This window comes from Mitsuaria sp. TWR114 (assembly GCF_007997345.1).
Map to the genome: position 1 here is coordinate 1 of NZ_VOSR01000742.1, position 7,332 is coordinate 7,332.

The window sequence follows — 7,332 nt, forward strand, 5'->3', positions numbered from 1 at the left end:
GACTTGCCGGCGCCGTTCTGGCCCATCAGCGCGTGGATTTCGCCGGCGAAGAGCCGCAGCCCGACGCCGGACAGGGCCTGCACGCCGGGGAAGCCCTTGTCGATGCCGGCGAGCGAGAGCAGCGGAGCCGGGGCGTCCATCAGTACTTGCGGTTGGGGAGTTCCTTGGCCGCGACGTCGGCGGTGAAGACGCCTTCCTCGGTCGTGATGCGCTTGGCCACCGGCTTGCCGGCGACGACATCCTTGGCCAGCTGCATCAGCTGCGGGCCTAGCATCGGGTTGCACTCGACGGTGACGTTGAGCTTGCCCGCGGCCATGGCCTGGAAGGCGCCGCGCACGCCGTCGATGGAGACGATGGCGATGTCCTTGGCGGGTTTGAGGCCGGCTTCCTCGATGGCCTGGATGGCGCCGATGGCCATGTCGTCGTTGTGAGCGAAGAGGACGTGGATCTTCTTGTCCTTGGCCTTGAGGAAGGCCTCCATGACTTCCTTGCCCTTGGCGCGGGTGAAGTCGCCGGACTGCGAGCGCACGATCTTCAGGCGAGGCTCGGCCTGGATGATTTCCTCGAAGCCGCGCTTGCGGTCGAGCGCCGGCGCGGAGCCGACGGTGCCCTGGAGCTCGACGATGTTGACCTCGCCGGTGGGGGCGTTCTTCTTGGCCCAGTCGACGAGCCAGCGGCCGGCCTTGCGGCCTTCCTCGACGAAGTCGGAGCCGATGAAGGTGACGTAGAGGGAGGGGTCGCTGACCTTGACGGCGCGGTCGGTGAGGATGACGGGGATCTTGGCGTTCTTGGCTTCGCGCAGGACGGTGTCCCAGCCGGATTCGACGACGGGGGAGAAGGCGATGACGTCGACCTTCTGGGCGATGAAGGAGCGGATGGCCTTGACCTGGTTTTCCTGCTTCTGCTGGGCGTCGGCGAACTTGAGGGTGATGCCGGCCTGCTTGGCGGCGTCCTTGATGGAGTTGCTGTTGGCGGTGCGCCATTCGCTCTCGGCGCCGACCTGGGAGAAGCCCAGGACGAGCGGCTTGTCGGCGGCGAAGGCGCTGGAAGCGGTGCCGGCCAGCGACAGGCCGAGCGCGGCCATGGCCAGCAGATGACGACGCGTCGTCTTCATGGTCGTTGTCTCCTCGTTGATGTTGCTGTGGAGGTCACGCCGATGGCCGGCGCGCCTCGTGAGGTGACAGCGATCGTAGGGAGGCCAGAGATGCCGGACCAATCACATTTCTAGTGCCGGCGATGTCCTGATCGATATCACTCCGTGAGATCCCCGCCCAGATTCACTCCCTCTCCCTGAGGGACGAGAGTGGAGCGAGTGGAGAGCAATAGGGAGAGCAAGGGGGCGATCCAGGATTCACCCCCTCTCCCCCGAGGGGGAGAGGGAAGGGGTGAGGGGGCTCGACGCAGTCAGCGGGCGTCAACGTGAAGGCGGTGTTAAGGTCCGCCGATCTCCTCGACAGACGGACGCGCGCATGACGAAGCAGAAGACGGCGAGCCCGGCCGCCACGGGCGTGCTGCTCGCCGGCGGCAATCCTCAGATCCCGAAGGGCCACGGCGACGCGCCGGTGCAGGCCTACATCGCGGCCCTCACGGGCTGGAAGCAGATCGTGGTCCGGCGCCTGGACGCGCTGGTCACCGACGCGGTGCCCGAGGTCCGCAAGGCGGTGAAGTACAACTCCCCGCTCTACGGCATGGACGGCGAGACCTGGTTCCTCGGCATCCACGTGATGACGCGCTACGTGAAGGTGGCGTTCTTCAACGGCAGGTCGCTGGACCCGATGCCGCCGGTCGAGTCGAAGACCGCGCATGCGCGCTATCTTCACGTGAGCGAACAGGACCCGCTCGACGAAGCCGTCTTCATCGCCTGGGCGAAGGCCGCGAGCGAGTTGCCCGGCGAGAAGATGTAGGGGGATGCGCCCGGCAAGCCGAACTAGTCGCGACGACTCGAAGCGAGATTGGCATTGATCCAGGACGCCACGTCGGTAACAGGGATGGCGCGGTGCTGATTGAATGTGCCGCTCTTCTCCCATGCCACACCCCGTCCTTGGGCAAAAGCCGCGCGGTACTTTCGCATCATGTTGTTCGGGTCGCGCGCCAGCTCGTCCAACAGGTACTGCTCTGTCCACTCGTGGCGGCTGAAGGGGCGGCCCAGGCCCGATTGCAGCTTGTCGGCCACCTCCGCATAGGTGACGGTGTCGCCTGCGAGGTAAACGATCTCGTCGCGGATTCGAGGCTCGGAGAAGACGACCTCGGCCGTCAGTGCGCCGATGTCGTCCGGTGTCGTCAGCGTCACCGCGGTGTCGAGGCTGCCCAGGGCATGGACGGCATTCGCTTGGAGATCCACCACGCCGAACTCGGGCTCGAACAGGTAGCTCATGAACATGCCGGTCGAGATGATGACCCACTCCGTCTCTTGCTGGCCGCGCAGCAACTCGCGCACATCCAGCTGAGCATCGAAGATGTCCTGTGGACTGCCTCGGCCGATCACGTCGAAATCGACGCCGAACTGCCAGGGGAAATACCTTGGGATGCGGGCCTGCAGGGCGGCTCGCGCCAGCTTCATCGGCGTGTCGATTCCCGCGGCGTAGCCTGCGCAACCGATGACCGTGTCATAGCGCGCGAAGACCGTGGCGAGTTCATCGATGGAGCTCTTCACGAGGTCGCCCACGACGATCTCGATGCCCAGGTGTCGAATCTCCCCGATATCCCGCTGCTTGCCCGGATCGTTGGGTTCAACAGCGCTCGCGCGCAGCAGCACGCTGATCCTGGCACCCTTCACGTCTTTCGCCCGGCGAGCGAGATGGCGCAGCACAGGCAGGCCGAGCTCTCCGGCACCGAGGACGAGGATGTTCTGAGACGTAGCGTTAGGATCGGATCGGTTCATCGTGTAGGCCACTGCAAGGAAGTGGCGCCAGTCTAGTCACGCAGGAGCGCGGACGTAAGAAGGCACACGCGTGATACCGAGGGCTGAACACTGTGAACAGAGACGAAATCCTTCAGTATTCGCAGACCGTGTGTGACGGTCTGCGAGATGACGACGACGGCGTGCGGCGCGAGGTGCTCGCGCATGCCGGAAGTCGTTGGTCACTCGGCGTGGTGCACACCCTCGGTGTGTATGGCAGGCTTCGCCACGCCGAGATCGGCAGGCGCATGCACGGGGTGACTCAGCGCATGTTGACGCTCACCCTGAGACAACTCGAACGCGACGGCTTGGTGCTTCGTCACGACTTTGAAGAGGTGCCTCCCAGAGTCGAGTACGAGCTCACCGACATGGGCATGGAGCTGCTGGTTCGCATGGTCCCGCTGTGGACTTGGATCGTCGGGAACGCGGACCGCTTCCGAGAAGCGAGGCAAGACTTCGACAGCCGGCACCGTAACACCGGCGCCTAGCCGGCTTCATCGCCTCACCCCGCCCACGCCTGCAGATCCTCATAGGTCGCACAAGCCCCGCCGCACAGGATCACCAGCACGTTCCGGGCGCCCTGCAACACGGGCACCGAGCGCTTCAGCGCGGCGGCGACCGCCGCGCCGCACGCCGGTTCGACGATCAGTCGATGCTCCTTCGCCACCGTGAGGCAGGCTTGCACCGCCTCCGCGTCGCTGACCGTGGTCGCCGTGACCGGATGCCGTTTCGTCCACGCGAAGGCCTGCTCGCTGACGCGGCGTGCGCCCAGCGAGGTCGCGATGCTCGTGATTGCATCGAGCGTCACCAGCCCGCCCGCGACGATGGCCGCATGCAACGAGTCCGCGCCGACGGTTTCGGCCGCGACAAGCGGCACGTCGCTCCATCCGACGGCATGCATCCCCTGCAGCACGCCGCTCATCAGCCCGCCACCACCGACCGACAGCACGACCGCGTCCGGCTTGGGCATCTGCGTGGCGGCCTCCTCGATCATCGTGGCGTGACCTTCCCACAGCAGCGGATCGTCGAACGGATGGATGAACGCGTCCGTCGGCTGGCGCATCGCCATCAGGAAGTCATTGGCCTCCATCCAGCTCTTGCCGTGGACGATGACCTCCGCGCCCTGGCGCCGGATCAGCGTCTTCGGCCACTCTCGCGTGGTCTCGGGAACGACCACCACCACCGGCAGCCCGAGCCGCCTGCCCGCATGCGCGACCGCCATGCCCGCATTGCCGCCTGATGACGACAGCAATCGCTTCGCGCCGCGCGCCGCATGGACCTCGCAGGCATGGCCGACGCCGCGCAGCTTGAACGAGCCGCAAGGCTGCAGGGCTTCGAGCTTGAGCCAGACGCGTTGATCGGCGGTGCTGAAGGCGTCGGAGTCGACGGTCGGAGTGTTGATGTGGATGGCCATGGGGCCGCATCGTAGGGCAGTGGCCGATCGAGCCCCGGGAGTCGCTACCATCGCGCCCACATGAACGCTCTCTTCGAACGCTCCTGGCGGCGCGCTTGGTCCGCCCTGGTCGGACCTGGCGCCGGAACCAGCGGCCCGGACGGCATCGCGCTGCGCGACGAGCTGCTCGCCGGCTATGCCGAACCGCAACGCCACTACCACACGCAACAGCACCTCGAGGAATGCCTGGCGCTGCTCGAGCAGGTCCGCGATCTGGCGGAGCACCCCGAGGAGGTCGAGATGGCGCTGTGGTTCCACGATGCCATCTATGACGTCAAGGGTTCCGGCAACGAGGAACGAAGCGCCGAATGGGCGCACCGCGCGTTGACCAGCGCCGGCGCCGCGGCCGCGGCGGCCGAGCGGGTGCGGCAGCTGGTGCTGGTCACGCGGCACGACGGCGTGCCGGGCAACGTCGACGAGCAGGTGCTGGTGGACATCGACCTGGCCATCCTCGGCGCCGAGCGCCCGCGCTTCGACGAGTACGAACGTCAGATCCGCAATGAATACGCGTTCGTGCCCGGCTTCCTGTTCCGCCGCAAGCGTCGACAGATCCTGCGCACCTTCCTCGACCGGCCGGTGCTGTACAGCACGGCGATGCTGCGCGAGCGCCTGGAGGCACGCGCTCGCGAGAACCTGCGCCGGGCGATCGGCTGAACGCCCCGGCGCGGCGCCATGGCTGGCGCTCAGCGTGCCGCCATCGCCACCGCCTGCGGTGGGTTGCGGAAGCTGATCGCGAGGCGGTTGTAGGTGTTCATGAGGCCGATCGCGATCGTCAAGTCGACCAGCTCCTTCTCGCTGAACACCGCATGCGCCGCGGCGAAGTCGGCATCCGGGACGCCGGTGCTCGCCACGCGCGTCACCGATTCGGCCCAGGCGAGCGCCGCGCGCTCGCGGGCATCGAACAGCGCGCCGCCTTCCTCCCAGGCCTGCACCAGGGCGAGCTTCTCGATCGGCACGCCCTTCTTCAGCAGGTCGCGGGTGTGCATGTCCAGGCAGTAGGCGCAGTTGTTGATCTGCGAGATCCGCAGGAAGACCAGTTCCACCAGCGCGGCGGGCAGGCCGCTCTGCGTTACATAGCCGTAGACGCCGCCGAGCGCCTTGACGCCGGCGGGCGAGACCTGGGTGTAATCGAGACGTTGGGTCATGAGGGACTCCTGAAGGGGTAGGGCGGCATCGCCCGAGGCGGGGACGGTGACGCTGCCAACGGACCGCGTCATCGATGAGCGCCATTCTTCGCCGCCAGTGGTGCAATGCGAAGGCCCAAGATTCGCAAGAATCGCTGTACTACGAGCCAATACCTTTTCGTCTCGCCGTCTCGCCATTTCGCGGTTTCGCGGTTTCGCCACTGCCGTCCCGTTCCGTGCCATCCCCTTGCCCCGCAGGCCTCCGATGACCTCCACGCCGCACCCGCCACTGCCGCTCACGCTCGACAAGTCCGCGGCCATGCCGCTCACCGACCAGATCCATCGCGGCATCTCGGCCGCGATCGAGCGGTCGGTGCTGACGCCCGGCATGCGGCTGCCGTCGTGGATCGACCTCGCGGCCCAACTGGGCGTGTCGCGCGGCACGGTGCGCGTCGCCTACGAGAAGCTTGCGGCGGACCAGCTGATCGAGGCCTCGCGCGCTGCCGGCACCCGTGTCGCCGAGCGGCCGTCGCGGGCGCGTGGCAGCGACGAAGCGCTGGACCCGGGCGCCTTCGTGTCGATGTATCGCGAGCTGACCGCCGGTCCCGGGCTGTTCCAGCCGGGCATTCCCTCGCGCGACAGCCTGCCGGCCAAGCTGATGGCCCGGCTCCGGACGCGCGCGCTGGCGGCGGAGACCAGCGGCGCGGCGCTCTATCCCGACCCTCGCGGCGAACTGGCGCTGCGGCGCGAGATCGCCGGCTACCTCGCGGTGGCGCGCGGGCTGGTGTGTTCTCCCGACCAGGTGCTGGTCACCGGCGGCTACGCGGCGGGACTGGGCCTCGTGCTGCGCGCGCTCGGCCTCGAGGGGCGTCGCGCCTGGATGGAGGAACCCGGCTTCTTCTTCACGCGCCACGCGCTCGAGCTCGGGCGGCTCACACCCGTTCCGGTGCTGGTGGACGAGGAAGGCCTGGATGTCGACGCCGGTTGGCGCGATGCGCCCGATGCGGCGCTCGCGGTGGTCACGCCCGGGCAGCAGGCGCCGCTGGGCGTGACGATGTCCCTGCGACGCCGGCTGCGGCTGATGGACTGGGCCGCCAGCACCGGCGGCTGGATCGTCGAGGACGACTACCTGAGCGAGCTGCAGCTGCAGGGGCGCGCCGCCCCGGCGCTGGCATCGTTGGATCGCCACGGCCGCGTCCTCCACATCGGCTCCTTCAGCAAGACGATCGATCCGCGGCTGCGACTGGGCTTTGTCGTGGCGCCGGCGTCGCTGGCGGCGCGCCTGGGTGAGGTGGCCGCCTGCCTGGCGCCGCCCCCCGGACCGGCGGCGCAGCTGGCGGTCGCCGCGTTCATGCGCGACGGGCACTACCTGCGCCATCTGCGCAGGACCAAGCGGCTGTACCTGGCGCAGCGCGAGGGGCTGCTGCGGGCGCTGCGCGATCGCGGCTTGGGCGGCAGCCACCCGGCCGCGCTCGCGGTTCTGGTGCGCACGCCCGACGGTGTGTCCGACCTGGCGGTCGCTCGCGCGCTGTTCGCCTTCGGCATCGCGCCGGCGCCGCTGTCGGTCTGGTTCGCCCGGCCGGCGCAAGCCCGGTCGGGATTGATGCTCAGCGTGGCCACGGCCCCGGCGACGCAGGTCGAGCGCGCCTGCGACCGCGTGGTCGAGACGCTGACGCGATTCGCCCCGGCCGGGACGGCGTGGCGGCCGGCCACGTGAGCCCTGCATCGCGCTGGTCGGCGACCGGTCGATCCGCAAGGCACGAGCCTTGCCGCAGTGCGGGCTTCGTCAGCCAAGGAGTCCCCATGAACACGTCACCTCCCTGTCGTTCCGACCTTCCGCTGGGCGCCGCGGCCGG

At 68.3% G+C, this 7,332-nt stretch carries 8 protein-coding genes; 4 read left to right on the forward strand and 4 right to left on the reverse strand.

Features of this window, described 5'->3' with window-relative positions:
* Positions 1 to 139: 139 nt before the first annotated feature.
* The gene (locus FUT87_RS23440) at positions 140 to 1,114 is read right to left on the reverse strand and encodes an ABC transporter substrate-binding protein (protein WP_091724714.1); all 975 of its coding nucleotides are present in this window, start codon (positions 1,112 to 1,114) and stop codon (positions 140 to 142) included.
* Positions 1,115 to 1,469: 355 nt separating this feature from the next.
* On the opposite strand from FUT87_RS23440, the gene FUT87_RS23445 reads away from it, so the two are divergent.
* Positions 1,470 to 1,904 carry a DUF1801 domain-containing protein gene (locus FUT87_RS23445; protein ID WP_091724713.1) on the forward strand — a complete coding sequence of 145 codons (435 nt, stop codon included), beginning with the start codon at positions 1,470 to 1,472 and terminating at the stop codon, positions 1,902 to 1,904.
* A 23-nt stretch (positions 1,905 to 1,927) separates the two neighbouring features.
* Here FUT87_RS23445 and FUT87_RS23450 read toward each other — a convergent pair whose 3' ends face one another.
* A complete protein-coding gene (locus tag FUT87_RS23450; RefSeq protein WP_147242569.1) occupies positions 1,928 to 2,881 on the reverse strand; it encodes an aromatic alcohol reductase in 954 nt (317 codons plus the stop codon).
* A gap of 92 nt (positions 2,882 to 2,973) precedes the next feature.
* On the opposite strand from FUT87_RS23450, the gene FUT87_RS23455 reads away from it, so the two are divergent.
* Entirely contained in the window at positions 2,974 to 3,387 is a 414-nt protein-coding gene (locus FUT87_RS23455) for a helix-turn-helix domain-containing protein (RefSeq protein WP_147242564.1), read from the forward strand.
* 14 nt (positions 3,388 to 3,401) lie between these two features.
* On the opposite strand, the gene FUT87_RS23460 is transcribed toward FUT87_RS23455, so the two are convergent.
* Complete coding sequence (locus tag FUT87_RS23460) at positions 3,402 to 4,313, reverse strand: pyridoxal-phosphate dependent enzyme (protein ID WP_147242565.1); 912 nt, start codon at positions 4,311 to 4,313, stop codon at positions 3,402 to 3,404.
* A 279-nt stretch (positions 4,314 to 4,592) separates the two neighbouring features.
* Here FUT87_RS23460 and FUT87_RS23465 point away from each other — a divergent pair, with 279 nt between their 5' ends.
* The gene (locus FUT87_RS23465; RefSeq protein WP_310735315.1) at positions 4,593 to 5,006 is read left to right on the forward strand and encodes a hypothetical protein; all 414 of its coding nucleotides are present in this window, start codon (positions 4,593 to 4,595) and stop codon (positions 5,004 to 5,006) included.
* Between the two features lie 29 nt (positions 5,007 to 5,035).
* Here FUT87_RS23465 and FUT87_RS23470 read toward each other — a convergent pair whose 3' ends face one another.
* Entirely contained in the window at positions 5,036 to 5,497 is a 462-nt protein-coding gene (locus FUT87_RS23470; protein ID WP_147242567.1) for a carboxymuconolactone decarboxylase family protein, read from the reverse strand.
* Between the two features lie 244 nt (positions 5,498 to 5,741).
* Between FUT87_RS23470 and FUT87_RS23475 the strand changes: the two genes are divergently transcribed.
* Positions 5,742 to 7,193, forward strand: coding sequence for a PLP-dependent aminotransferase family protein (locus FUT87_RS23475; protein WP_147242568.1), 1,452 nt, complete (start codon positions 5,742 to 5,744; stop codon positions 7,191 to 7,193).
* The last annotated feature ends 139 nt before the right edge of the window (positions 7,194 to 7,332 follow it).

Excerpts from the sequence above, each read along its gene's own strand:
- FUT87_RS23440 (WP_091724714.1), bottom strand. The coding sequence starts at position 1,114 with ATGAAGACGACGCGTCGTCATCTGCTGGCCATGGCCGCGCTCGGCCTG.
- FUT87_RS23445 (WP_091724713.1), top strand. The coding sequence starts at position 1,470 with ATGACGAAGCAGAAGACGGCGAGCCCGGCCGCCACGGGCGTGCTGCTC.
- FUT87_RS23450 (WP_147242569.1), bottom strand. The coding sequence starts at position 2,881 with ATGAACCGATCCGATCCTAACGCTACGTCTCAGAACATCCTCGTCCTC.
- FUT87_RS23460 (WP_147242565.1), bottom strand. The coding sequence starts at position 4,313 with ATGGCCATCCACATCAACACTCCGACCGTCGACTCCGACGCCTTCAGC.
- FUT87_RS23465 (WP_310735315.1), top strand. The coding sequence starts at position 4,593 with ATGGCGCTGTGGTTCCACGATGCCATCTATGACGTCAAGGGTTCCGGC.
- FUT87_RS23470 (WP_147242567.1), bottom strand. The coding sequence starts at position 5,497 with ATGACCCAACGTCTCGATTACACCCAGGTCTCGCCCGCCGGCGTCAAG.
- FUT87_RS23475 (WP_147242568.1), top strand. The coding sequence starts at position 5,742 with ATGACCTCCACGCCGCACCCGCCACTGCCGCTCACGCTCGACAAGTCC.